Origin of the sequence: Arcobacter defluvii (assembly GCF_013201725.1) — a bacterium.
Lineage (GTDB): Bacteria > Campylobacterota > Campylobacteria > Campylobacterales > Arcobacteraceae > Aliarcobacter > Aliarcobacter defluvii.
On the sequence record NZ_CP053835.1, the window covers coordinates 1,584,502 to 1,607,306 of the forward strand.

30 protein-coding genes and 1 tRNA gene are annotated in these 22,805 nt (G+C 25.6%); 9 read left to right on the forward strand and 22 right to left on the reverse strand.

Going from position 1 to position 22,805, the window contains the following annotated elements; genetic code table 11:
• Window positions 1-393 carry a hypothetical protein gene (locus ADFLV_RS08055; RefSeq protein WP_129010742.1) on the forward strand — a complete coding sequence of 131 codons (393 nt, stop codon included), beginning with the start codon at window positions 1-3 and terminating at the stop codon, window positions 391-393.
• 8 nt (window positions 394-401) lie between these two features.
• Window positions 402-824, forward strand: a complete 423-nt coding sequence (locus ADFLV_RS08060) for a hypothetical protein (RefSeq protein WP_129010740.1) — start codon at window positions 402-404, stop codon at window positions 822-824.
• A 17-nt stretch (window positions 825-841) separates the two neighbouring features.
• Here the strand turns inward: ADFLV_RS08060 and ADFLV_RS08065 are convergent, their stop codons facing one another.
• From ADFLV_RS08065 to ADFLV_RS08085, 5 genes are all read right to left on the reverse strand, one after another.
• Window positions 842-1,156 carry a hypothetical protein gene (locus ADFLV_RS08065; protein WP_129010738.1) on the reverse strand — a complete coding sequence of 105 codons (315 nt, stop codon included), beginning with the start codon at window positions 1,154-1,156 and terminating at the stop codon, window positions 842-844.
• Window positions 1,146-1,364, reverse strand: a complete 219-nt coding sequence (locus tag ADFLV_RS08070; RefSeq protein ID WP_129010736.1) for a hypothetical protein — start codon at window positions 1,362-1,364, stop codon at window positions 1,146-1,148. Before ADFLV_RS08070 ends, ADFLV_RS08065 begins: the two co-directional genes overlap by 11 nt.
• Window positions 1,365-1,377: 13 nt before the next feature.
• A complete protein-coding gene (locus tag ADFLV_RS08075) occupies window positions 1,378-1,794 on the reverse strand; it encodes a hypothetical protein (protein ID WP_129010734.1) in 417 nt (138 codons plus the stop codon).
• Window positions 1,795-2,230: 436 nt separating this feature from the next.
• Window positions 2,231-3,649 carry a transcriptional regulator gene (locus tag ADFLV_RS08080; protein WP_129010732.1) on the reverse strand — a complete coding sequence of 473 codons (1,419 nt, stop codon included), beginning with the start codon at window positions 3,647-3,649 and terminating at the stop codon, window positions 2,231-2,233.
• Window positions 3,642-4,370: a hypothetical protein gene (locus ADFLV_RS08085; protein WP_129010730.1), complete on the reverse strand. Its 729-nt coding sequence runs from the start codon at window positions 4,368-4,370 to the stop codon at window positions 3,642-3,644. The genes ADFLV_RS08080 and ADFLV_RS08085 overlap by 8 nt, the downstream gene beginning before the upstream one ends.
• A gap of 624 nt (window positions 4,371-4,994) precedes the next feature.
• Between ADFLV_RS08085 and ADFLV_RS08090 the strand changes: the two genes are divergently transcribed.
• A tRNA-Thr gene (locus ADFLV_RS08090) sits at window positions 4,995-5,071 on the forward strand.
• Between the two features lie 251 nt (window positions 5,072-5,322).
• Complete coding sequence (locus ADFLV_RS08095) at window positions 5,323-6,324, forward strand: LLM class flavin-dependent oxidoreductase (protein WP_129010728.1); 1,002 nt, start codon at window positions 5,323-5,325, stop codon at window positions 6,322-6,324.
• Window positions 6,325-6,358: 34 nt separating this feature from the next.
• Here ADFLV_RS08095 and glyS read toward each other — a convergent pair whose 3' ends face one another.
• Genes glyS through ribA form a run of 7 tightly spaced genes read right to left on the reverse strand, consistent with a single transcriptional unit; the run spans window position 6,359 to window position 10,670 of the window.
• Window positions 6,359-8,374 (reverse strand): glycine--tRNA ligase subunit beta, encoded by a 2,016-nt coding sequence (gene glyS / locus ADFLV_RS08100; protein WP_129010726.1) that lies wholly within the window; start codon window positions 8,372-8,374, stop codon window positions 6,359-6,361.
• A complete protein-coding gene (locus ADFLV_RS08105; protein ID WP_014474269.1) occupies window positions 8,367-8,525 on the reverse strand; it encodes a hypothetical protein in 159 nt (52 codons plus the stop codon). Before ADFLV_RS08105 ends, glyS begins: the two co-directional genes overlap by 8 nt.
• Window positions 8,526-8,573: 48 nt before the next feature.
• A complete protein-coding gene (locus ADFLV_RS08110; protein WP_129010724.1) occupies window positions 8,574-8,915 on the reverse strand; it encodes a hypothetical protein in 342 nt (113 codons plus the stop codon).
• Window positions 8,916-8,917: 2 nt separating this feature from the next.
• Window positions 8,918-9,289, reverse strand: a complete 372-nt coding sequence (locus ADFLV_RS08115) for a hypothetical protein (RefSeq protein ID WP_129010722.1) — start codon at window positions 9,287-9,289, stop codon at window positions 8,918-8,920.
• Between the two features lie 9 nt (window positions 9,290-9,298).
• Window positions 9,299-9,514: a PP0621 family protein gene (locus ADFLV_RS08120; RefSeq protein WP_129010720.1), complete on the reverse strand. Its 216-nt coding sequence runs from the start codon at window positions 9,512-9,514 to the stop codon at window positions 9,299-9,301.
• 2 nt (window positions 9,515-9,516) lie between these two features.
• Window positions 9,517-10,095 (reverse strand): 16S rRNA (guanine(527)-N(7))-methyltransferase RsmG, encoded by a 579-nt coding sequence (rsmG, locus tag ADFLV_RS08125; RefSeq protein ID WP_129010718.1) that lies wholly within the window; start codon window positions 10,093-10,095, stop codon window positions 9,517-9,519.
• A complete protein-coding gene (ribA, locus tag ADFLV_RS08130; protein ID WP_129010716.1) occupies window positions 10,095-10,670 on the reverse strand; it encodes a GTP cyclohydrolase II in 576 nt (191 codons plus the stop codon). Before ribA ends, rsmG begins: the two co-directional genes overlap by 1 nt.
• Window positions 10,671-10,729: 59 nt before the next feature.
• Between ribA and hemB the strand changes: the two genes are divergently transcribed.
• Genes hemB through ADFLV_RS08145 form a run of 3 tightly spaced genes read left to right on the forward strand, consistent with a single transcriptional unit; the run spans window position 10,730 to window position 13,601 of the window.
• Complete coding sequence (gene hemB, locus ADFLV_RS08135) at window positions 10,730-11,704, forward strand: porphobilinogen synthase (RefSeq protein WP_014474275.1); 975 nt, start codon at window positions 10,730-10,732, stop codon at window positions 11,702-11,704.
• 2 nt (window positions 11,705-11,706) lie between these two features.
• Complete coding sequence (locus ADFLV_RS08140) at window positions 11,707-12,921, forward strand: PAS domain-containing sensor histidine kinase (RefSeq protein WP_129010714.1); 1,215 nt, start codon at window positions 11,707-11,709, stop codon at window positions 12,919-12,921.
• Between the two features lie 2 nt (window positions 12,922-12,923).
• On the forward strand, window positions 12,924-13,601 hold the full coding sequence (locus tag ADFLV_RS08145; RefSeq protein ID WP_129010712.1) for a response regulator transcription factor: 678 nt from the start codon (window positions 12,924-12,926) through the stop codon (window positions 13,599-13,601).
• Here the strand turns inward: ADFLV_RS08145 and ADFLV_RS08150 are convergent.
• The 3 genes from ADFLV_RS08150 to ADFLV_RS08160 are packed head-to-tail and all read right to left on the reverse strand — an operon-like array spanning window position 13,578 to window position 16,513.
• Entirely contained in the window at window positions 13,578-14,282 is a 705-nt protein-coding gene (locus ADFLV_RS08150) for an anaerobic ribonucleoside-triphosphate reductase activating protein (RefSeq protein WP_268812258.1), read from the reverse strand. The genes ADFLV_RS08145 and ADFLV_RS08150 overlap by 24 nt on opposite strands.
• Window positions 14,233-14,397: an anaerobic ribonucleoside-triphosphate reductase gene (gene nrdD, locus ADFLV_RS15235; RefSeq protein ID WP_129010710.1), complete on the reverse strand. Its 165-nt coding sequence runs from the start codon at window positions 14,395-14,397 to the stop codon at window positions 14,233-14,235. The genes ADFLV_RS08150 and nrdD overlap by 50 nt, the downstream gene beginning before the upstream one ends.
• Window positions 14,375-16,513: a ribonucleoside triphosphate reductase gene (locus ADFLV_RS08160; RefSeq protein WP_129010708.1), complete on the reverse strand. Its 2,139-nt coding sequence runs from the start codon at window positions 16,511-16,513 to the stop codon at window positions 14,375-14,377. Before ADFLV_RS08160 ends, nrdD begins: the two co-directional genes overlap by 23 nt.
• A gap of 211 nt (window positions 16,514-16,724) precedes the next feature.
• Between ADFLV_RS08160 and argF the strand changes: the two genes are divergently transcribed.
• Both argF and hemN read left to right on the forward strand, forming a co-directional pair.
• Window positions 16,725-17,654, forward strand: coding sequence for an ornithine carbamoyltransferase (argF, locus tag ADFLV_RS08165; RefSeq protein ID WP_014474281.1), 930 nt, complete (start codon window positions 16,725-16,727; stop codon window positions 17,652-17,654).
• Window positions 17,654-19,021, forward strand: a complete 1,368-nt coding sequence (gene hemN, locus ADFLV_RS08170; protein ID WP_129010706.1) for an oxygen-independent coproporphyrinogen III oxidase — start codon at window positions 17,654-17,656, stop codon at window positions 19,019-19,021. Before argF ends, hemN begins: the two co-directional genes overlap by 1 nt.
• A gap of 16 nt (window positions 19,022-19,037) precedes the next feature.
• On the opposite strand, the gene ADFLV_RS08175 is transcribed toward hemN, so the two are convergent.
• Genes ADFLV_RS08175 through ADFLV_RS08205 form a run of 7 tightly spaced genes read right to left on the reverse strand, consistent with a single transcriptional unit; the run spans window position 19,038 to window position 22,802 of the window.
• The gene (locus ADFLV_RS08175; RefSeq protein ID WP_129010704.1) at window positions 19,038-19,238 is read right to left on the reverse strand and encodes a PLDc N-terminal domain-containing protein; all 201 of its coding nucleotides are present in this window, start codon (window positions 19,236-19,238) and stop codon (window positions 19,038-19,040) included.
• Window positions 19,239-19,240: 2 nt separating this feature from the next.
• On the reverse strand, window positions 19,241-20,194 hold the full coding sequence (locus ADFLV_RS08180) for a tetraacyldisaccharide 4'-kinase (protein ID WP_129010702.1): 954 nt from the start codon (window positions 20,192-20,194) through the stop codon (window positions 19,241-19,243).
• Window positions 20,195-20,200: 6 nt separating this feature from the next.
• Complete coding sequence (locus tag ADFLV_RS08185; RefSeq protein WP_014474285.1) at window positions 20,201-21,340, reverse strand: DegT/DnrJ/EryC1/StrS family aminotransferase; 1,140 nt, start codon at window positions 21,338-21,340, stop codon at window positions 20,201-20,203.
• Window positions 21,341-21,343: 3 nt separating this feature from the next.
• Complete coding sequence (locus ADFLV_RS08190; protein WP_014474286.1) at window positions 21,344-22,105, reverse strand: NAD+ synthase; 762 nt, start codon at window positions 22,103-22,105, stop codon at window positions 21,344-21,346.
• Between the two features lie 21 nt (window positions 22,106-22,126).
• Window positions 22,127-22,339, reverse strand: coding sequence for a hypothetical protein (locus tag ADFLV_RS08195; RefSeq protein ID WP_014474287.1), 213 nt, complete (start codon window positions 22,337-22,339; stop codon window positions 22,127-22,129).
• Window positions 22,340-22,341: 2 nt separating this feature from the next.
• Window positions 22,342-22,572 carry a (2Fe-2S)-binding protein gene (locus ADFLV_RS08200; protein WP_129010700.1) on the reverse strand — a complete coding sequence of 77 codons (231 nt, stop codon included), beginning with the start codon at window positions 22,570-22,572 and terminating at the stop codon, window positions 22,342-22,344.
• Window positions 22,572-22,802 carry a (2Fe-2S)-binding protein gene (locus tag ADFLV_RS08205; RefSeq protein ID WP_014474289.1) on the reverse strand — a complete coding sequence of 77 codons (231 nt, stop codon included), beginning with the start codon at window positions 22,800-22,802 and terminating at the stop codon, window positions 22,572-22,574. Before ADFLV_RS08205 ends, ADFLV_RS08200 begins: the two co-directional genes overlap by 1 nt.
• Between the last annotated feature and the right edge of the window lie 3 nt (window positions 22,803-22,805).

Sequence of the window (22,805 nt, forward strand, 5' to 3'; positions counted from 1 at the left end):
ATGGAAAATAAACTTGATAGTTGTATTAAAAATCTATTAGAAAATGTAGTTTCTCATAAAGATAGAAATAGTTATTTAGAAAATAGTTTAATATATAAAATTATGGAAAATCAAGAAATGTGTTCAAAAGAGAGTTTTTTTTCATATTTTGAAGAAGAGGGTGAAATTTTTGAACAAATAGTAGAAGAGATAAATTTTGAAGAGTTTCAAAATGTAAAAACTTTATTATTAAATTGTATTTCAAGTAGTGAAGAAGTATTAATTGATTTTTATGCTAATGGTTTTTTAGATGATTTGAATAAATTTAATAAAGAATCTAATATACATTTAGCAAATGTTGTTGTTAGAGATATAGATAAAATATTTTTCAATTTAATTTATCAAAAAAAATAAATCTTAATATGTTAAATGAACTTCAAATAGTAAATAATAGACTTAAAAAATTACAAGATAAACTTTTAAGTGAAGCAATTAAACTTGATAAAGAACTTTTAAAAAGAATATCAAATAAAAATGATTTTTTATTTGATTATGAAATTGAACTTACTATTTCATTTTATCTTAAAGAAGATGAGGAAAATGTTTTTTCAAGTATTGAAGAATATTTGAAAAACATATCTCTAAATAATGACCAACATATTTGGAGATGGAGTGAAAATCATAATGAATTTTTTGGTAGAAAAAATCACCCAATGAAAAATGAATATCATTGTTGGTGGTTTCATTGTTTATATGACCATAATAATTTAGAATTTGAAGATATATTAAAAATAGGAAAAATTTGGAGTGATATAAAAGTTTATTATCAATATCTTGAAGAATAATTTTTTAATAAATTTGATTAAAACTTCAACTCAAAATCAACCAAATTCATATTTTTTCTAAAGATAGATTTTTGATTTTCCAATAGTTCCAATTTCAGATCGATTTTTTCAATAAGATAAGAAGAAAGAAATTTATCTTTTTTGATAAATTTTTCTCTATCATTTTTTAGTTCATTTTGAACAATAACCAAAGCTTTAATTTCCTTTGATAGTTCATCAACAAGAGCATTATTTTTATCACATTGAATTAAATAGTCCTTTTGTAATCTAATAGCACTTAGTTGTTTACTAAGTATTATTAGATGTTTACATGGATTGATATTATATATCACTTTCTTTTTCTCTCAAAGAGTTTAAAAAATCTTGTTCCTGTAATCTTTTTTTATCCTCAAAAAATTGTAAAGTTTTTTCTAAATCTTCTAAAAATAATTGATGTTGATGTTCTTCTATTTTTTGCAAAGCTTTTAAAAATTTCTTGATATTAGTTTCATCAACTTTATAATCAAACTTTTGTAATAACTCTATAATAAGTAAAATCATTTATCTATCCTTTTTACTTGATATATAACGATTTTAAGATTTTATTAAAACCATTTGAAAAAGCTAATGTAATAAGGGTAGATATAACAATTTCTATATCTTCATTTAAAACATAATTTTCACCTAATTTTTGATTTTTCTTATAGGCTTCAAGATTTCTAATAATTAGATTTAAAGAGTATATATCATTTTTATTTTCAATATTTTCTCTTATACTTTTTACTAGGTTTATTAAAGCCAAAATTCTTTGTTTTTTGAAGAAGTCTTGATTTGAACTATCAAATATTACATTTGCTAAATGTAATAAAATTTGTTTTAATGTAGCTTTTTGTAAAGCTTCATTTAAAAAATCTTTTTTAATATAAATCATTGTTTTGTTGTTGCTTTTACAACAATATTCAATCCTATCAAGTGTTAATCTACTATCCATTTTTTAATCCTTATTTATAAATATTTGTATATAAAAAATTGTTTTTATATAGAATCTATTTTAAGTTAGATAATTGATTTAGTTCACTTTTTTTCATATTCAAAAATATTTTTGTCATACAATAAAATAGTTCATATAATTAGTTATAAATTATAATAAGTAAAATAAAATTAAAGATGTATTGATAGTTTCGCTTTCTTTCGCTTTCAAAAATAAAGTTCAATATTTTATTTAATTCATTTTTCAAACAAATTTTTAAGTCGTTATTTTTTTAGTGGTGGGTTGTCTTAGGCCCACTTCGCCATAAATGGCTAACTTAATAAATTAAGTTGTAGGTTTAGGGTTACACCCTAAAAACCCAAAGTTCGACAAACCCACAACTTTAAAAGATAACTTAATTAGGTTTACTATTTTAAAATGTGTTAATCCTTTTTAACTATCTTTCAATCTCATAAGTATTTTGTAAATTTAAATTTCTTGTATATATTTGATAATCTTTCTCAAGATTTTTATCTTTCAAATAGGATTTTAGAGTATAGTTTTCTTCTTCCAATATATCTTTTTTATCAATTAAATCTTTAATTTTTAGATTTAGCAAATCCAACTTTTTTAAATGTTCATTTAAAGATTGGTTATCCAATTTTGATTTTTCCAAATGTGATTTTAAAATAGAATTTTCATTTTTTAACTTTTCAAGTTTTTCTAATTTCAGATCAAGATTTGATACATTATAAAAATTATCAATTAGGGATTTATAAAAATCATTTATATTATTGATGTAATATTTATTATCCTTAGATTTTGAAGTGTTTTCTTTTAGATAGGTTTTGAAATAAGATTTTATTTCATTTGCATATTCTAAATCATCTTGAATAATTTCTTCTTCTTTTTGAACTTGATTTTTTAGTTCTTTGATTTTAGAATCTAATTGTCTAAATTCTTCTCTTTTACTTTGTTCTTCACTTGTAAGATTTTTGATGTTTAGAGATAACATTTTATAAATATTACTATCCTTTTCAAATTGCAATCTTAGTTCTTTTAGTTGATTTTTTTGTGAATTTAGCAAAGTATATAAATCTTTAATTTCTTGATTTTTTTGTAGCAGATCCTTTTGTAAAATCTTCAATTCTTGATTTTGTTTATTTAAAATAAAATCATTTCTTTTTTGATGTTTTAGTTTTGTTTGGAATTTTGATAATCCTCTTCTAAAATCTAATCCAACACTATTAAAAGATTTTTGTGCTAAGGTTTGTAATTGTCTATAATCCTTTTTTCTAAAATTAGAAAGGATTGCTTTCTTTTGTTCAAAGTTATAATTGTGAACAATGAAATGTGCATGGATATTGTGGTGAAGAATATTATCTTTATCAATATAGCCTTCATCTTTATGGATAGAAATTTGTAATGTATTCATTCCAAACTTAGCTTTTAAATCATTCATATATTGCTTAAAACCCTCATTTATATCAATTCCACTACTTATGTACTCTTTTGCCTTTTCTTCGCTTAAACCTACTTCAAATTCAATTAGGTGTTTTGTTTGATAATCTTTTCTATTTTCATTTTGTAATTGTTCCAATCTTAGATTTTCTAAAAAATCAAAGCTATCTTTTAAATCTTTATAATTATTAGATTTACTTTGTTTTGAATAGTAATTCTTTAAATTTTCTTCATAAGTTCCACTACTTACAATACTATATGCAAAAGTAATAGTTTCATTTCCTAAACAATTACTTTCATCAAGTAAATGGGGTAAATCTTCCCCATCTTTTTTTCTTTCAACATTGTGTTCATAACAAGAGCCTAAACTATTTTTTGAATGGCTTATTACATTTACTTGTACAAAATTACTCATTAATCAATCCTTCATTTTTTAGTTCTTTTAAGTAGATTGAAATTTGTGTATTTCCTAATTTTTCATTATTTTGTTCTAAAATGTTTTTTATAGTTTTGATAGTAATTTTTTCATTTTGTGCAACTAAATCTAAAGCATACTTTAAAACCAAAGTTTTTGAATCTTGATGTCTTTTTGCACCATTTATTTTATTAACTTCCTCTCTTGATTTTATACCTTTTTGCTCTTTATGGTCTTGGTAGTATTTTTGATTATAAGCCTTTTCAACTTTTTTTATTTGGCTCATTCTATTGTAATTTTTTTTGCACCATTTCAAAATCTTTGAAATGTATTTTTTTAGTAAATCATTACTTACTAAATTTTCATCATATAAACTAAATTCAAAATCATCAAATGATTTTTTCATTTTTTCAACATATAGTAAATATATCTCATTATTTAATTGTAAAGCCATTTTATTAATTAGTGCAAGTTCTAAAGCTATCCAATCTACTTTAGTATTTTTATACATATAAGCATAGTTTCTAATAGTTTGTTTTTGTTTTAAAGTTGGGTTTTCAATTTTAACTAATTCATCAATTTTTAATTTGAAATTATCTTTGATGATTTTGTTTTCTTTCACTTTATTTTTTATACTTATCATTGTATAAGTAGTAAGTTTTTTATATAGAAACTTTTTATGTTGAGAATATTCAACTTTTATAGTATTTAGTAAATCCATTTTTAAATCCTTTTTTTGATTAAGATACAAATAGATTTTAAGTTAAAGTTTTAGTTCAATTCGCTTTTAAACAAACTTTTTAGAGAAAGTTTTGAAATTTGTAGATGAAATTTTTAATAAGAGGAATTTCGTTTTTAAATTAAGGATATTAAAGGAAGTTAGATAACATTTACAATGTTATCGTTCTTAGTTAAATTAAAAAAATTTAATTCAACTAATCACATTTTTTTCTATTATAAGTTATATTTATCCATTTACAATAATATTCTTCAATTCATACCTTAACAAGTTTTATTTTACTTAATATAAATATTTGATAATAAGATAGATATATAAAAATATAGATACTAATGTTAAATATCCTTATTTTAAAAGCGAAAAAATAGATTTATTCATTAAAATAAAAAGAATTTGTGAATTTTTTGATGTGTTATAGTTTGTTATAGTTTTTTTTAAGTTTTACTTGCTATAATTCCACACGAATTTTTGAAAATTGTTTCAAAAGTCCTACTTTAAAGATTTCTTTAAAAGTGTTGTCCCAATGGCGTATGCTCTCATAAGCCGGAGGTCGAGAGTTCAAGTCTCTCTCTTGACACCATTTTAAAGTAAATCATACTTTTTTACGCTGGTGTAGCTCAGTTGGCTAGAGCAGCTGATTTGTAATCAGCAGGTCGGGGGTTCGACTCCCTTCACCAGCTCCATAATTCTAATTTTTTTTCTCACAATATAAGAAATCATTATAAGTTTAATTATAGATAGATTAATATGCGCGAGTATTAATTTATATAAATATTTGGAGTTTTATCTCCAAATATTTTATAAAATAGCAATTTTTTTATCAATAAAATAATTTCCTCCTCTTACTTACAAAAAGTAAAGTAATATTACTTTAAGAATGTATAAGTTAAAATTTCCTATAGAATCAAACAAAAAACTGAAGATGGAGAAAAAGATGATAGAAAAACAAATACCATTATCTGTATTAGATTTAGTTCCAATCGGTGAAGATTTTACAATAAATGAAGCTATAAAAAATAGCACTAAATTGGCTCAAGCTGTTGAAGAATTCAAATTTAATCGTTATTGGATTGCTGAACATCACAATATGAATGGAATTGCAAGTGCAGCAACATCTGTAATACTTAGTTATATTGGAGCAAATACTAAAAAAATTAGGATTGGTTCAGGTGGAATTATGTTACCAAATCATGCTCCTTTAGTTATTGCTGAACAATTTGGAACTTTAGAATCTTTATATCCAAATAGAATAGATTTGGGCTTAGGAAGAGCTCCTGGAACTGATAGAAAAACAATGTTAGTATTAAGAAAAGATATTTATAATGATGGTTCAGATTTTCCAATTATGCTAGATGAATTACAATTTTATTTATCAGATTATCAAAATAAAGATAGTATAAAAGCTGTTCCTGGATTTGGATTAGATATTCCTATTTGCTTGCTTGGATCTAGCACATTTAGTGCTCAATTAGCTGCACAAAAGGGATTGCCTTTTGCTTTTGCTTCACATTTTGCACCTGATTTAATGGAAGAAGCAATAAAAATTTATCGCTTAAATTTCAAACCTTCAAAACAATTAAAAGAGCCTTATATAATAGTTTGCATAAATGCAATTTGTGCAAATACTTTAGAAGAAGCAGAATTTCTAGCAACAACTGAACTTCAAAAATTTTTATATATTCAAAGAGGTGATAATAGATTATTACCAAAACCAACAAAAGATATGAGTAGTTTGTGGGAACCTTGGGAAGAAAGAACTATAAAAAATAAGATAAGAGAATCTATTTGGGGAACACCTGAAATTGTTAAAAATGGACTTGAAAAACTTATAAAGAGAACAAATGCAAATGAAATAATGATAAATTCATGGATTTATAATCCAGAAGATAGAATAAAGTCTTATAAACTTATTTCTGAAATTTGGGGATTAAATTAGAGATTAAAAAGTACCTAAAAAAGTACTTTTTAATTTATATTGTAATTTCTTTAATATCAGCAATTTTTCTAAATCCTTGATACACAAGACCAATTAAATTTTTTCTATTTGTTTTAATTTTTACATCTTCATGATTTACAAAAACATTATCAAAGAAATTATCAAGTTGTGGTTTTAAAGCAAATAAAGCTTCTAATTCTTCATCAAAAGTTGCATATTTTTTAAATTGAGCTTCATGGAATTTAGTATATAACTCTTTTTCTTCATTGTTTTCAAATAAATCTTCATCAATTACAAGTTTACTATTAACATCAATATCTTTAATAATATTTGCAACCCTTTTAAATGTAGCAACATACTCTTTGAAATTGTCACTTTGAACGATTGGATTTAAAGCACAAATTTTTTGAGAAATTTTGTAAATATCTGTTTCACCACCAGCAAGAACTGCTTTTAAAACAGTTGGATTAACTTCAAATATTTTAAATAATCTTTCATTAAAGAACTCTATTAAAACTTTTTTATCTAAATTTTTATAACTTGTTGATAATTCATCAATGATTTTTGATAAATCAATAGGAAGTTTATGCTCAATTGCAATTTTTACAATTCCAGCTGCTGCACGTCTAAGACCAAATGGATCTTTAGAACCTGTTGGAATTTTTCCAACACTAAATAAAGCCATTAAATTATCTAATTTATTTGATAAAGCAACAATTGATGAAAATACATTTGAAGGAAGTTCAGAATCTTCACCAGTTGGTAAATATTGCTCTTTTAAAGCAAGTGAAAGTAAGTCATTTTCATTTGCAATTTTTGCATAGTAATATCCCATAAGACCTTGAAGTTCTGTAAATTCATAAACCATCTCAGACATTAAGTCAGCTTTAGAAAGCATAACTGCTCTTTGAACTAACTCTTTTTCTTTTACATCTAAAATTTCTGCTAAATATGATGCAATTTTTGCTTCTCTTTCACATTTGTCATACATAGAACCAAGACCTTCAACAAACACAAGTTTTTTAAGACCTTCATTTGACAAACCATTTCTAATATCATTTTTATAAAAAAACATAGCATCAGCTAGTCTTGGTCTTAAAACTTTTTCATTTCCAGCAATAATATATCCAAAATCATCTGTTTTTGCATTTGATACAACAATAAAATTATTTGATAATTTTCCATCTTTATAAACTGCAAAATATCTTTGATTTTCTTTCATCGATGTTACAATTACTTCTTCTGGTAATTCTAAAAACTCAATATCAAATTTACCTATTAAAGCTGTTGGATATTCTGTAATTGCAACAACTTCTTCAAGTAATTCAGTATCAATTTCAATTTTTACATTGTGTCTTTGTTCAATATTTTTCATCTGTTCTAAGATGATTTTTCTTCTTTCATCTGGATATAAAATAACTCCATTTTTATCAAGTTTACAGAAATAATCCCCTGCAAAAGAGTAAGTAAATGGTTCATAAGAAACCATTCTATGTGCAAATGAGAAATTAGAAGACTTAACTCCAAAAAGTTCAGCATCAACTATTTCTTCCCCTAAAAGAATAGATAAACTTCTAATTGGTCTAATAAAACTATCTGTTCTACTTGCCCATCTCATAGATTTTCCAAAGTTTAAAGAAGCAACAAATTCATTTACCATTTCATTTAATAAAGTTTTTGATTCACTACCAACTACTTCTTGTTTAAAATAAAGAACTTCTCCTTTACCTAAATCAATTTTATCTAAAGCAGACACATCAACTCCACATTTTGTAGCAAAACTAATAGCAGCTCCTGTTGGAACTCCATCTTTATAAGCTATTTTAATAGGAGCTCCATATTGTTCAACAGTTGAATCTTCTTGTTTAACTTGAAATTCTCTATGCCATAATACTAATCTTCTTGGTGTATAAAAAAAGTCAAAATCACATAATAATCTATTTTTTTCTAATATATCACTCCATTTTTTTTCAATATTTGGTAATTCGTTTAAAAACGGAATTGCTGGTAATTCTTCAACACCAATCTCAATTAATAATGGTTTATTCATCTACGTTTTCCTTCTTAGAGTTATTGATTTTTTCGTTTTCTTCAATTTTATCTGTATGTTTTTTGATTTGTTGTCTATTAAAATTTATGATAAACAAAGCAACCATAATAACAAACATAATAAGTATTATTGTGTCTAATATATCTTTCACAGTTTTCCTAATTTATATCTAATAAAAGGCTAATATTCTAACTAATAATTACTTATTCTTTAGTAAATCAGCCAATGTTGAGCCTTCATTCATACCTGGCGTTTTAAAAATATCTTCTTTATTTATATGACATTTTTTACACGATGCCAAATTTTGATGTTCCATTCTATTTGATTGTATTAATTTATTTTGAGAATGACAAGCAAAACAATCTCCACCACATTCAACCATTGTAGTTGGCGTTTTTGTATGACAAGCTATACAAGAGGTTAAAATTTTATGGTGTTCTTCATTGATTGAGTTTTTTAAAGTTGCATGACAAGACATACAATCTCCACTACATGCGAATGAATGGAAATATAAAGTAAATATTAATATAAATATTTTCATGATTATAAAATCAAATCTTTATATATAACTCCATCAATTTCATTTTTTGCAATGTTTTCTAACTCATCATTTGATTTAATAATCGCTAAAATCTTAGAATCATACATATAGTTATCTGCTATTTTTTGTAGTTTTTTAGCTAACTTTTTTTCACATATTATATATTTTGCATTTAAACTATTGCAATAAATAGCCTCTTTTATACTTTTTACGACAACTGCACTTGATAATTCATTTTTAAAACAATATTTTAATAACTCTTCATTATAAAAAAATAACAAAGCTGAATTTGCTTTTGTATTTTTTATATCTTCTATAGAATTTATTAAATTCAATTCTTCAAATGGAATTAAATCATCTCCAATTATAATCATTTTAGTAACCTATTTATTTAATAAACACTCATTTGAGCAATAAAATTTACCATTACTTACAATTGCTTCTTTTTTAGAAACATATGTTTTACAAGTTGGGCACTCTACCATATCATCTGTAATCATTTCGTCTTTTTTATTTATCTCTTTTTCTCTAGTTTTTTTAAATAAAAAAACATAAACTAAAAAGGCTACTGCAATTACTAATATAACTTTTAAAACCATTATTAACCTTTTATATATAAATAGTTTCTATCTTTTCTATTTACTATTTTATAATTATTTACTTTAGCATTTTCAATCTCAACTTCTAGCATACTACCTTTGTAAAAAAGGTATGAACTATTCTCTTTTTTGATATTTTTTGTAATATCCAAAAGTAAAGAAGTATTTGTTACAGCTCTTGAAGTTATCAAATCAACTTTTAAATCTTTAACCTCTTCTACTCTATTACATAAAACAGTTAAATTATCAAGTTTTAAACTAGCTTTTACAAAGTTCAAAAAAGACACTCTTTTTATTCTTGGCTCGATTAAATAAGATTTTACATCTCTTAAAGCAATAGCAAGTATAAGTCCAGGATAACCTGCACCTGTTCCAATATCTGCAAAACTTTCATATTTATCTATAAAAGTTAAAGGATATAAAGAATCTAAAATATTTTCATTTATATCCTCTTTTGTTAATCTTCCGCTTAGATTATGAACACTTCCCCATTGCTGTAAAAGTTTTGTAAAAACTTCACAATCACTATAAAATTTTTCATCAAATTTTAAATTATTTGATTCAAGTAATTCTTTCAACATTAAAGTAAATGCCCCATTTTCTCTTTTTTTGTAGCTAAATACTCTTCATTGTATTTATTTGCTTCAATTATTGCAGGAATTCTTTCAACTATTTCTATTCCTAAGCTTTCAATATAACTTATTTTTTTAGGATTATTTGTAATCAATTTTAATTTTTTAACACCTAAATCTTCTAAAATATATCCAATAATAGAATAATCTCTTTCATCTTCTTTAAAACCTAATTCCAAATTAGCTTCTATTGTATTTCTTCCTTGGTCTTGTAAAGAATAAGCATTTACTTTGTTAAATAGACCAATATTTCTACCTTCTTGTTTGTGATAAATCACTAAACCACCATTTTTAGCTATAAAATCTAATGCTAAATTCAACTGTGCTTGACAGTCGCATTTTAGGCTTCCAAGAGCATCTCCTGTTAAACATTCTGAGTGAATTCTCACATATGGAATTTCAATTTTTTCAAAATCTTCACTCATAATGGCTAAATGTTCTTGAATATCATCTTTATATGCTTTTATTTTAAAATTTCCATGTTTTGTTGGTAATTTAGCAATATTTGACTTTTCAATATTCATTTGTATTTAAACCTTAAACTGTTAAAATCCGAAGATTATAACCAAAAGAGGTAAATAGAATGTTTAAACGATTTAGAAGATTAAGAATTAATGAAACACTAAGAAATTTAGTACAAGAAACAGTTTTAACACCTGATGATTTCATCTATCCATTATTTGTAAGAGAAGGTCAAAATATAAAAACTGAAGTTGCATCAATGCCTGGTGTTTATCAAATGAGTATTGATGAAATTTTAAAAGAGTGTGAGTATTTAGTAAGTATAAATTTAAAATCAATTATTCTTTTTGGTATTCCAGATACTAAAGATTCAGTTGGAAGTGAATGTTTATGTGGTGAAAGTATAATTGCAAGAACTATTAAAGCAATTAAAGCAAAATTCCCTCAAATGTTTATCGTAACTGATTTATGTTTTTGTGAATATACAGACCATGGACATTGTGGTATTTTAGACCCAAAAACTGGAAGTGTTGATAATGATAAAACATTAGAAATCTCTGCTCAACAAGCAGTAGTTCACGCTAAAGCTGGAGCTGATATGATTGCACCATCTGGAATGATGGATGGAATTATTACAACTTTAAGAAATGCACTTGATGAAAATGGATTTAAAAATCTTCCAATCATGGCATATTCAACAAAATTTGCAAGTGGTTATTATGGACCATTTAGAGATGTTGCTGAATCAACTCCAAGTTTTGGTGATAGAAGAACTTATCAAATGAATCCTGCTAATAGACTTGAAGCAATTGAAGAATCACTTGAAGATGAAAAAGAAGGTGCAGATATTTTGATGGTAAAACCAGCACTTGCATTTTTAGATATTGTTAGAGACATAAGAAACCAAACTAATCTTCCTTTATGTGTGTATAATGTAAGTGGTGAATATGCAATGCTTAAACATGCAGGAATTGCTGGATTAATCGACTATGAAAGAGTTATGATGGAAACAATGATTGCATTTAAAAGAGCGGGTGCAAATATAATCATCTCTTACCATGCAAAAGAGGTTTGCGAAATTTTAAGAAACAACTAAAAATGAGCACAACTTATCAAGAAGCAATTGAAAATTCAAATATTGTATCAAAAACTGATATAAATGGAATTATCACTTTTGTAAATGATGAGTTTTGCAAAATCTCTGGATACTCTTATGATGAATTAATAGGTCAAAACCATAACATCGTAAGACATCCAGAGGTACAAGCTTCAAGTTTTGAACTTTTATGGAAAACTATTTTAGATAAAAAGCCATATAAAGCAACTGTAAAAAATCTTACAAAAGATGGAAAAACTGTCTACTTAAATACTACAATAACTCCTATTTTAGATGAATTTGAAAATATTATTGAATTTATTGCTATAAGATATGATGTAACTTTTGAGGTTGAGCTCAAAAAAAGTTTAGAGCAAAAAGAAAAAGAGCTTGAAGAGTTAAATCAAAATCTAGAATTAAAAGTAAAAGAACAAACTAAACAATTAAAAGAGCTAAATAAAACTTTAGAAAAAAGAGTTCAAGAAGAGATAGCTAAAAATGATGAAAAACAAAAACTTCTTTTCTGGCAATCAAGAATGGCGAGTTTAGGACAAATGATAGGAAATATTGCCCATCAATGGAGACAACCTCTAACTGAGTTAAATCTTACTTTGTTTAATATGAAAAAATCCTCTTTAAAAAAAGATGAAAAAAAAGTTGAAGAGTTATATAAAGAGAGTAAAAATCTAATTTCAAGTATGTCAACAACTATTGAAGATTTTATGAACTTTTTTAATCCAAGAAAAGAGAAAAAAAGTTTTGAGATAAAAGATAGTATCAATGAAGCTTTAACTATTTTAAAAAAACTAATTCAACAAGAAAATATAAAAATCAAGGTTGATGTTCCTACAAACTACAAAGTTTTAGGTGTTTCAAATGAATTATCACAAGTTATAATAAATCTAATTCAAAATGCAAAAGATGCTTTTATAACAAATGATATAGAAGATAAAAATATTTTAATAACTCTAAAAGAGGATTTAGACAAAAAATATTTTTTACTTGAGATTGAAGATAATGCAGGTGGAATTAAAGAAGAAAATCAAGATTCTATCTTTGAGCCCTACTTTACAACAAAACATAAATCACAAGGCACTGGACTTGGATTGTTTATGTCAAAAATGATTGTAGAAAAGAGTTTAGAAGGTACTTTAAGCCATAAAAATAGTGAAAATGGTTCAATCTTTACAATAACAATTTTAAATGAGAAAGAGTAAAAATGCAAGATATATTAAAAACTCTAAAAATCTTAATAGTTGAAGATGAAAAAAGATTAGCTCAACTTTTAAAAGAGGCAATAAATGATTCATTTTATAAAGTAGTTATTGCAAAAGATGGAACTGAAGGGTTAAAAAAATACAAAAGTTTTAAACCTGATATTATAATCACTGATATTATGATGCCAAAACTTGATGGTTTGGATATGACTATAAAAATCAAAGAGATTGATTCTAATATTCCTATAATTGTGTTAAGTGCACACTCTGATAAAGAAAAACTTTTAAAAGCTATAGATGTTGGAATAAATAAATATTTTATCAAACCTTTTGACCCAGATGAAGTAATAGAACATATAAAGAAGCTCTCAATAAAAATAGAAAAACAAAAGATTTCAATACTAAAAGATGATTTTATTTTTGATAACAATAGCTTCTCTTTACATAAAAATGAACTATTAATAAATCTAACAAAAAGGGAAAAAGAGTTTATATATTTACTCTTAAAAAACAAAAACTCAATAGTTAAAACCCAAACTATAAAAACTTCTCTTTGGAATGAAGAGGTAAATGATGAAAGATTAAGAACCTTTATAAAACGATTACGTCTAAAAACTTCTAAAGATTTGATTGAAAATATTTCAGGACAAGGCTATTTAATTTCTGTATTGAATAACTAAATTTTTACTATCAATTAAACTTTTATCTATAAGCCTACTTTTTTTGATATTTCCTATATTTGATGAGGTTTCTATAAAGTTTTGTAAATAATAAATACCTTTATAATTTAAACAACTAATAGTTTTTATCATAGAATTTATATCTTTTTCATCTAAAAGCCTTGTATTTATTGTAGTTCTTAGTTCAAAATAAAAGCCTATTTTTATTAGATATTTTATAGTAACTATGACTTTTTCATAAAAATTAGTTGCTGTTATTTGAGAAAATTTATATTTTGGAGCTTTAAAATCAATAGCTATAAAATCAACCAATCCTTTTTTTGTTAAATTCTTTACTAAATTTAGATTTGTTCCATTTGTATCAAGTTTTATTTTAAAACCTAACTCTTTTATTTTTTTACAAAAAATTTCTAAGTCATATAAACTAGCTTCTCCACCACTTAAAACAACGGCATCAAGTAAACCAACTCTTGATTTTAGAAACTCTAAAATTTCTAAAAAACTATAATCTCCTTCTTTTGTATAAACTAAACTATTATTATAACAATACAAACATCTAAAATTACACTTTATAAACCAGATTATGCAAGATAAGTGTCCTACATAATCCGTTGTTGTAAATTTTGTAAAATCATAAATTAGTTTTTGATTCAGTAAATTTAACTCTTTGTTTGTGTTCACCTTTTTTTCCTATATTAAAGCTTTCAATTGGTCTATGATAACCCATAACTCTAGTATATATTATACATTTAGTTCTTTTTTTCATATTTTTCTCAAGCAATTCTTGATTTGTCATCTTTTAACTCCTTTTTTAAAATCTCTTCATCACATTTTGGGCAAAACTCATGCTCACCTTCAATATATCCATGAATTTCACAAATAGAAAATACAGGAGTTACAGTTATATAAGGTAATCTAAAATTTGAAATTACATTTTTTACAAATTTTCTACAAGCTTCAAGTGATGAAATTTTTTCTCTCATATAAAGATGAAGCACTGTTCCACCTGTATATTTGCATTGTAATTCATCTTGTAATTCCAAGGCTTCAAATGGGTCTTCTGTAAAATCAACTGGAAGTTGAGAAGAGTTGGTATAATAAATATTTTTATCAAAGCCAGCTTGAATAATATCTTTGTATCTTTTTTTATCCTCTTTTGCAAATCTATAAGTTGTTCCTTCTGCTGGTGTTGCTTCAAGGTTATATAGATTTCCAGTTTCTTCTTGAAATTTGACCATTTTATCTCTCATAAAATCTAATATTTCAATACAAAATTGATTTCCTATTTTTGTAGAAATATCAATATTTTCACCCTTGTGCTTGTCACTCTCTTTGAGAAAATAGTTTTTTAACATCTCATTCATACCATTTACTCCAATAGTCGAAAAATGGTTATTAAAACTCTTTAAATACCTTTTTGTATAAGGATAAAGTCCTTTTTCATACATACTATTTATAAATTTACGTTTTATTTCTAAACTCTCTTTTGCTAAATCCATTAACTCTTCTAATCTGTTTAATAAACCATTTATATCATTTTTATATAAGTATCCAAGTCTTGCCATATTGATTGTTACAACTCCAATACTTCCAGTCATTTCAGCACTACCGAACAAACCTCCACCTCGTTTTAGAAGTTCCCTTAAATCAAGTTGCAATCTACAACACATACTTCTTACATGTCCTGGTTTATAGGCTTGTTCGTTTTGTATTAAATTTCCCTTTTCATCTTTTTTATATTGACTTCCTATAAAATTTTGAAAATAAGAACTTCCTATTTTTGATGTGTTCTCAAAAAGTAAATCTGTATTTTCTCCATACCAATCAAAATCTTCTGTTATATTAACAGTTGGAATTGGAAAAGTAAAAGGTTGTCCTGTTTTATCACCCTTTGTCATTACTTCATAATAGGCTTTATTTATTAGGTTCATCTCTTTTTGAAAATCTTTATAAGTTAATTGTTCAAATGAACTTAAACCTTTTTTTTGAATCTCTAAAAAAAGCTCTTCATCATAAAAATCTTTAAATAGATGTTTTTGATTTCTTGTTGGAATTTGCTCTTTCAAATCACTTGGAACAGTCCAATCAATAGTAATATTTGTAAATGGACTTTGTCCCCAACGTGCAGGAACGTTAAGATTATAAATAAAACTTCTAATTGCTTTTTTTATCTCTTTATATTCAAGTTTATCTTTGAAAACATAAGGAGCAAGATATGTATCAAAAGAACTAAAAGCTTGAGCACCTGCCCATTCACTTTGAAGTATTCCTAAAAAATTTGCCATTTGCCCCAAAGCTTCTCTAAAATGATTTGGTGCATCACTTTCAACTCTTCCTCGCACTTTATTAAATCCCTCATCAAGTAAAATTCTTAAACTCCAACCAGCACAATACCCACTCAAACAATCCAAATCATGTATATGATAATCTCCATTTCTATGGGCATATCCTTGTTCTTTTGTATAAACTTTATCAAGCCAATAATTTGCTATGATTTTTCCAGCACTATTGTTTATAAGTCCAGCGTGAGAATATCCTGTATTTGAATTTGCTTTTATTCTCCAATCATTTCCAGATATATACTCTTCTATTGTTTGTGTTGAGTTTATATATGTTGTATCATCATTTATTTGTAAAATCTGTTCTCTTTGAATTTTATGAAGATGTCTATATAAAATAAATGATTTCATAACTTCAAAATATCTTGCTTTATAAAGCTCTTTTTCAATAATATCTTGAATATCTTCAACAGCAACTACTCTTTTACACTTTAATTCAAATAGAACATTAAAAAATACCGAAATATCATATTTGTTATTTACACTTTTAAAAGCCTTTTTTATAGCATCTTCTATTTTATAAGATTCAAATTTTTGTTTAGTTCCATCTCTTTTTAATATATCAACTATCATTATTTTTTCCTTTCAATAGATTTGTAATTCTAGATGAGTTGTTCTTAATAAGATATAAGCATTTTTGTCACAAAAGTGTCATTTTATGGGAGTCTTTTTAATAATAAATTTTAATTTGAATATTTTTTATCCTTAATTTTTCAAAATTTTAAGATATTCTAAAGTTAAATTAAATAGAATGTTTGTTTTTATTAATTACAGAGGAAATAAAATGAGACATTTCTTAACATTGGCTGATTATACTAAAGAAGAGATTTTAGAAATACTTGCTTTAGCTAAACAAATCAAAGAAGAGACTAAAAGAAGAGAATTTAAAGATTATATGCCTAAAAAAACATTAGGTATGATTTTTGAAAAAAGCTCTACAAGAACAAGAGTATCTTTTGAAACAGGTATTTATCAGTTAGGTGGTATTGGTTTATTTCTTTCATCAAATGATATCCAATTAGGTAGAGGTGAACCTATGAGTGATACATCTAGAGTAATTTCTAGAATGGTAGATATGGTGATGATTAGAACTTTTGAACAATCTAAAATCGAAGAATTTGCAAAATATTCAAAAGTTCCTGTAATAAATGGTTTAACAAATGAGTACCACCCTGTTCAACTTATGGCTGATTATATGACTATCCAAGAAGCTGGTCTTGATAAAGATTTAGTTGTGGCTTATGTTGGTGATGGTAATAATATGGCTCATTCATGGCTGAACTTATCAGCTAAATTAGGTTTTGAACTTAGAATTGCAACTCCTAAAGGTTATGAAGTAGATGCAACTATTTTGGCAAAATCTTTAGAAATGGCAAAATTAAGTGGTGCAAAAATCACTATCACAAATGATCCAAAAGAAGCAATAAAAGGCTCAACTGTAGTTACAACTGATACTTGGGTTTCTATGGGACAAGAAGAGCAAAAAGAGATAAGAGTAAAAGATTTTGCTGGATATATGGTAGATTCAAATATGATGAAATTAGCACAAGATAAAGCTATTTTCTTACATTGTTTACCTGCATATAGAGGTTATGAAGTTAGTGATGAAGTAATGGAAAGTTCTCAAAGTCTTATTTTTGAAGAAGCTGAAAATAGATTACATGCACAAAAAGGTGTAATGGTTTGGCTAGATAGAAAAAGAGACGAGAAATAATGATAGACTTCGCTAAGTTTGTAAAATATTCAAAACCAGGGCCTAGATATACTTCATATCCAACAGCCCCTGAGTTTAGTGAAACTTTCACACAAGAAGATTTAAAAGAGTATTACAAAAATCAAAGTGATGATAGAGCATTATCACTTTATATTCATATGCCATTTTGTAGAAGTGCATGTTATTTTTGTGGTTGTAATACAATTTTTACTTCAAAAGAAGATAAAAAAACTAGATATATTGAGTATTTAAAAAAAGAGTTAAATATCTTAAAAAATCATCTAAATACAAAAAGAGTTGTAACACAAATGCATTTTGGAGGAGGAACACCTACTTATTTCTCTCCTTCTCAACTTGAAGAAGTTATAACTGCAATTAAAGAGATTTTCCCAAACTTTAGTGCCGATGCAGAAATTTCTTGCGAAGTAGACCCAAGATATTTTACTGTTGAACATATGAATGTTTTAAAAGCTGGTGGTTGTAATCGTTTGAGTTTTGGAGTTCAAGATTTAGATGAAGAGGTTCAAAAAACTATTCATAGAATTCAACCATTTGAATTAACTCAAAATGTAATTAAAATAGCAAGAGAAGCTGGAATTCACTCTGTAAATACGGACTTAATTTATGGATTACCTTTTCAAACAAGAGAGAGTTTCAAAAAAACTTTAGAAAAAATGATTACACTTAATACTGATAGATTTGCAGTATTTAATTATGCTCATGTTCCTTGGCTTATGAAGACTATGAGAAAATTTGATGAAACAACTTTTCCAAAACCTCAAGTTAAACTAGAGATGTTAAAAGATACTATTGATTTCTTTACATCAAATGGTTATAAAATGGTTGGAATGGACCACTTTGCAAAACCAGAAGATGAATTATTTAAAGCTATAGAAAAAGGTGAATTACATAGAAATTTCCAAGGTTACACAACTAAAGGAGGTGCAGACTTAATAGGGATTGGTCTTACATCTATTGGAAATGGTGTTGATTATTATGCACAAAATTTCAAAGATTTAGAACCTTGGGAAAATGCAATTGATAATGGAGATTTACCAGTATTTAAAGGTTATAGATTAAGTGATGATGACCAATTAAGACAATTTGTAATCATGGAACTTATGAGTAACTTCTCTTTAAATATTACAAGAGTTGAAGAACAATTTAAAATAGACTTTAAAGATTATTTTAGTGATGCACTAGAAGCTTTAAAAGAGTTTGAAGATGCAGAACTTGTAAAAATAAGTGATGATAAAATTGAAGTTTCACAAACAGGAACTATGCTTATTAGAAATATTTGTATGCCTTTTGATGCATATTTAAATAAAATTCCTGAAGAAAAAAGAAGATTTTCTAAAACTATCTAATAAAGTGGCTTTTCAGCTACTTTATTCGTTGCCCTCTTCCAAAAACTAGATATAAAATTGCTCCAATAACGGGGAAAAAAATCAGTACTAAAATCCAAATAATTTTGTTATACCCAGTAAATTCGTGTTTTAAAATATCTATTAAAATGTAAATATATAAAACAAAAGTAAAAACTACAAATACCATCATAAAAGAAGACATTAAAATACCCATCATTTTTAAACTCCTTTTTTAAAACTCTCTATATATTCATTCATTAAAGAAAAATCAACATTTTCATCAATTTTTATCTCTAAATCCATTAAATAAAGATTTTTTATATTAAACTCTTTTAATTTTACCAAATCTTTTCCTGTAGTTAAAATAGCATAATCTTTATACTCTTTTTGAATTTGTGAAATTTCCTCTTTTGTAAAAGTATGATGATCTGGAAAACTTATCATTTTTATATCTTTTGGTAGATATTCCAATAATCTTTTAGGTTTTGAAATTGCCGTTATTAAAAGAGTATTATTTGGAAGTTCTTCAATATTTCCATCTTTTTTTATAGTAATAACTCTTTTAAAATCTTTTCCTTCAAGTAGTTCTATATCTGCTTGAGCATAAAAACCTTTTGGTTCTCTATATCCACCACTTGGTAAACAAAAAATATTTGTAGGTTCATCTTTTGGTCTTAAAAGAATATTGAATTTTGAAATATGATATTTTGAAAATCCATCATCTAAAAATATGATTTTGCAACCTAATTCTTTTGCTTTTAAAATTGCAGTTACCCTATTTTCACTTACAATTACAGTTGCTTTTGGTAAAGAGTTTGCTAAAAGCATAGCTTCATCACCACTTGTTTTTACATCAACTTCTATTTTTCCTCTTAAACTTACTATTTGTAAACCTTTTGAAGCTCTTCCATAACCTCTTAAAATTATACAAACATCTTCATACTTTGAAGCAAGATTTATTGTTACAGGAGTTTTTCCACTACCACCAACAATAATATTTCCAACAGAAATAATTGGTATTCCAAACTCTATTTGTTTTGCCATTGCCCTTTTTGTAAGAATAATTAGCATATAAATAAAAGTTAAAGGTAATAATAAAAAAGAGATAAGTTTTTGAAAGTTATTTGGAAAGAAGAGATACTCTTCAATCCATAAGTAAAATTTTTGTTTCAAACTAAATTAAACCCATTGTGATGCAACTTCAATTACTTGGTCACATACATAGTTTACATCTTCATCACTAAGCCCTGCATATATAGGAAGTGATAAAATTTGTTGATAGTTATTTAAAGCATTAGGAAATGCTGTAATTTTTATTGAATATTTTGTTTTGTAATAAGATAAAAGATGTAATGGAATATAATTAAGTCCAGTTGATACTCCTCTTTCTTTTAATGCTCTTGCAAAAGCATCTCTATTTCTAGAAATTTTGATGATAAATTGAGTAAAAATATGTTCATCTTTATGAGGTAAGATTGTGATATGTTTTACATTTGATAATCTTTTTTCATAAAGTTTAGCTATCTCTTTTCTTCTTTTTATAAATCTATCTGTTTTATTTAATTGTGCTAACGCATAAGCTGCATCAAGTTCAGATAAATCATATTTATGACCAATATCAACAACATCATATACGTAATCTAAGTTTCCATAACTATCATATGCAGTTGTAAGTGCGTGTGTTCTTAGAAGTTTTGCACGATTTGCTATCTCTTCATTATTTGTTACAATAACTCCAGATCTACTGATCGCATATTTTGAAGGAGATGGATTTGTTGAAAAAATTGTCATATCAGCTCTTAAATTTCCAACTTTTTTCCCTTTATAAGTTGCACCTAAAGATGCTCTACAATCTTCTATTAAAATAATTCCATATTTTTCTACAATATCATAAATTCTATCTAAATCAGGAGCTTGACCACCAATAAATGTAATAATAGCTCCTCTTAATTTTTTAGAATCATTATTTGCCAAGGCTTCTTCAAATTTATCAATATCAATATTCATATCTTCCATATTAATATCAATAAAAATTGGTTCCGCATCAAAATGTCTTACAACTTCAGGAAGATTTATAAAAGAGTTTACAGACATTAAAATCTTATCTCCTCTTTTAAGTTTAATAGCACTTAGTGCTAAATGAACAGCAGCTGTAGATGTAGCAGTTGCAATAGCATATTTTGCACCAATATATTTTTTTATTCCATCTTCAAATTCTAAAACTTTTGATAAGTCGTTTTTTGAATCCAAAACTGATTTAATTTGATTAAATTCATCATTATCAATTGTTGCTTTATATATTGCAATATTTTTTGCCATTTATCAATTCCACCTTATTTTAGCTATTGTTGGTAATTTACCTTTAAATGAGTTTGCTTTTACTCTATAATCTATTTTATCAATAAAAGGTTCATCAAAACCTAGTTTTATTAATTCATCTTTTGATTTATTCTCATCAATCATTGCTTTTAATAAATCATCCATTTCTTTATAAGTATGACCCAATTCTGATTCATCACTTTGACCTTCCCATAAATCTGCACTTGGTGCTTTTCCTAAAATAGATTCAGGAATTTTTAAATATTTTGCAAATTCAAACTCATCACTTTTATAAATCTCTCCTATTGGATTAATTGCACAAGCAATATCTCCAAAAATAGTTCCATAACCTAAAAGTAATTCACTTCTATTTGAAGTTCCAACAACAAGTGATTTTTCTCTTGAAGATACATCATATAAAACTGACATTCTCATTCTTGCAGAGAAATTTCCAATTCTAAGTTTATCTTCATCCATATTTTTTATAAATGCACTAACCATTGGTTCAATCGAGATAATTTCATATTTGATATTGAATTTCTCGCATACTTCAATTGCATGTTCTGTTGAACTTTTTGATGAAAATTGTGATGGCATTAATACGCAGTTTAAATTATCACCAAAAGCTTCTTTACATAAAATAGCAACAACAGCTGAGTCTAAACCTCCTGAAAGTCCTACAGTTACTTTTTTAAGCCCTGTTTTAGCAACTTCATCTTTTAAAAATAAGATTAAATCTTGCTTAATTTTTTCCCAATTTATCATTTTTAATCCTTTATTAAGTAATTATATCTCATCTTTTTTTGTTTTTTCATAAATTTCATCTAAATAATTATTACTTATTTTAGATATGTTTTCTTTTCTTAATTCTAACTCTTTTTGAATATTCAAAAGTTCTTCTTCATCAAAGTATTCAAGGTATTTAGGATTTATTTCAATACTATCATTTGGATTTATTTTGATTAACTCTTTTATATTTTCTATTAATATTTCTTTCATAATTATTCTTTATTAAATTTATTTAAAATTTCTTCTAAATATAGTTCCATTTTTTCAACACCAATATCACTTTGTGAATTTTGACAAGATTTACAACAACTTCCAGCGTCTGTTAATTTAGATAAATCTTCAAGAGTTTTTGCACCTTTTTCTTTAATTGAATAAATGATTTCACCTAAAGTTACATGTTTACAATTACAAACCACAAAAGAGTGAGGGAAACTTCTAGCCATCAAATTCCTTCTTTTTCACTATTTAAAATATCTTTACAATATATCTTTTTCTTAATTTTTCCAAAATCAGCCTCTTCAAATATACAAAATCTACAATCAGTTCCAGCAGTTGTAATATCTTGAATATCTCTAAGAGTTTTTGCATTTTGAGTGATTATTGCATCTTCAATTTGTGCAATTGTAACTTTTTTACAGTTACATACTTCATAAGTTTTAGGAAAATTTAGCAATTT

Coding starts and splice junctions, on each gene's coding strand:
- ADFLV_RS08055 (WP_129010742.1), top strand. CDS start 1: ATGGAAAATAAACTTGATAGTTGTATTAAAAATCTATTAGAAAATGTA.
- ADFLV_RS08060 (WP_129010740.1), top strand. CDS start 402: ATGTTAAATGAACTTCAAATAGTAAATAATAGACTTAAAAAATTACAA.
- ADFLV_RS08070 (WP_129010736.1), bottom strand. CDS start 1,364: ATGATTTTACTTATTATAGAGTTATTACAAAAGTTTGATTATAAAGTT.
- ADFLV_RS08075 (WP_129010734.1), bottom strand. CDS start 1,794: ATGGATAGTAGATTAACACTTGATAGGATTGAATATTGTTGTAAAAGC.
- ADFLV_RS08080 (WP_129010732.1), bottom strand. CDS start 3,649: ATGAGTAATTTTGTACAAGTAAATGTAATAAGCCATTCAAAAAATAGT.
- ADFLV_RS08085 (WP_129010730.1), bottom strand. CDS start 4,370: ATGGATTTACTAAATACTATAAAAGTTGAATATTCTCAACATAAAAAG.
- ADFLV_RS08095 (WP_129010728.1), top strand. CDS start 5,323: ATGATAGAAAAACAAATACCATTATCTGTATTAGATTTAGTTCCAATC.
- glyS (WP_129010726.1), bottom strand. CDS start 8,374: ATGAATAAACCATTATTAATTGAGATTGGTGTTGAAGAATTACCAGCA.
- ADFLV_RS08110 (WP_129010724.1), bottom strand. CDS start 8,915: ATGAAAATATTTATATTAATATTTACTTTATATTTCCATTCATTCGCA.
- ADFLV_RS08115 (WP_129010722.1), bottom strand. CDS start 9,289: ATGATTATAATTGGAGATGATTTAATTCCATTTGAAGAATTGAATTTA.
- ADFLV_RS08120 (WP_129010720.1), bottom strand. CDS start 9,514: ATGGTTTTAAAAGTTATATTAGTAATTGCAGTAGCCTTTTTAGTTTAT.
- rsmG (WP_129010718.1), bottom strand. CDS start 10,095: ATGTTGAAAGAATTACTTGAATCAAATAATTTAAAATTTGATGAAAAA.
- ribA (WP_129010716.1), bottom strand. CDS start 10,670: ATGAATATTGAAAAGTCAAATATTGCTAAATTACCAACAAAACATGGA.
- hemB (WP_014474275.1), top strand. CDS start 10,730: ATGTTTAAACGATTTAGAAGATTAAGAATTAATGAAACACTAAGAAAT.
- ADFLV_RS08140 (WP_129010714.1), top strand. CDS start 11,707: ATGAGCACAACTTATCAAGAAGCAATTGAAAATTCAAATATTGTATCA.
- ADFLV_RS08145 (WP_129010712.1), top strand. CDS start 12,924: ATGCAAGATATATTAAAAACTCTAAAAATCTTAATAGTTGAAGATGAA.
- nrdD (WP_129010710.1), bottom strand. CDS start 14,397: ATGACAAATCAAGAATTGCTTGAGAAAAATATGAAAAAAAGAACTAAA.
- ADFLV_RS08160 (WP_129010708.1), bottom strand. CDS start 16,513: ATGATAGTTGATATATTAAAAAGAGATGGAACTAAACAAAAATTTGAA.
- argF (WP_014474281.1), top strand. CDS start 16,725: ATGAGACATTTCTTAACATTGGCTGATTATACTAAAGAAGAGATTTTA.
- hemN (WP_129010706.1), top strand. CDS start 17,654: ATGATAGACTTCGCTAAGTTTGTAAAATATTCAAAACCAGGGCCTAGA.
- ADFLV_RS08175 (WP_129010704.1), bottom strand. CDS start 19,238: ATGATGGGTATTTTAATGTCTTCTTTTATGATGGTATTTGTAGTTTTT.
- ADFLV_RS08185 (WP_014474285.1), bottom strand. CDS start 21,340: ATGGCAAAAAATATTGCAATATATAAAGCAACAATTGATAATGATGAA.
- ADFLV_RS08190 (WP_014474286.1), bottom strand. CDS start 22,105: ATGATAAATTGGGAAAAAATTAAGCAAGATTTAATCTTATTTTTAAAA.
- ADFLV_RS08195 (WP_014474287.1), bottom strand. CDS start 22,339: ATGAAAGAAATATTAATAGAAAATATAAAAGAGTTAATCAAAATAAAT.
- ADFLV_RS08200 (WP_129010700.1), bottom strand. CDS start 22,572: ATGGCTAGAAGTTTCCCTCACTCTTTTGTGGTTTGTAATTGTAAACAT.